Genomic DNA, 443 nt, shown 5'->3' on the forward strand with positions numbered 1-443 from the left:
TACAGGCGATGCTTGATCCCGATATCTTTGTGAAGATTGGCTGGAGGTGGAGCGATCGCCCTTATAACCAAACCAGTGCTTCTACTAAAATGACCGCTAACTCGTTCGTTACAAAACAGGTTCAAAACAGGTTTTAGTAGCGACAGTTGCGGTTTTTTGCTGGGCACTCGCTTTATGCTGGCGATCGAACTGCTCAGTGAAAACCATCATCTTATTCGTTCGTACCACCAATGCAATTGTTTAACGTTGCGAAAGAATTTTTCACGGGCTTCCTGCAAGCGATCGGCAAACAGTGGTGGGTCGAAATCACGACTGCCGAGCCGCGCTGCACCTACTATTTTGGCCCGTTTGCGCGATCGAAAGAAGCTCACACCGCCCGCCCTGGCTACATTGAAGACTTGCAGGGCGAAGGCGCTCGCGGAATTCAGGTGCAGGTGCGGCAG

1 protein-coding gene is annotated in these 443 nt (G+C 51.0%); it reads left to right on the forward strand.

Annotation, left to right across the window (positions count from 1 at the left end; translation table 11 throughout):
• Positions 1–230 precede the first annotated feature (230 nt).
• The coding region (locus D7Y13_RS49245; protein WP_120631120.1) for a DUF1816 domain-containing protein at positions 231–443 on the forward strand (213 nt) is incomplete at its 3' end.

It is taken from the genome of Corallococcus praedator (assembly GCF_003612125.1).
GTDB classification, from domain to species: Bacteria; Myxococcota; Myxococcia; order Myxococcales; family Myxococcaceae; genus Corallococcus; species Corallococcus praedator.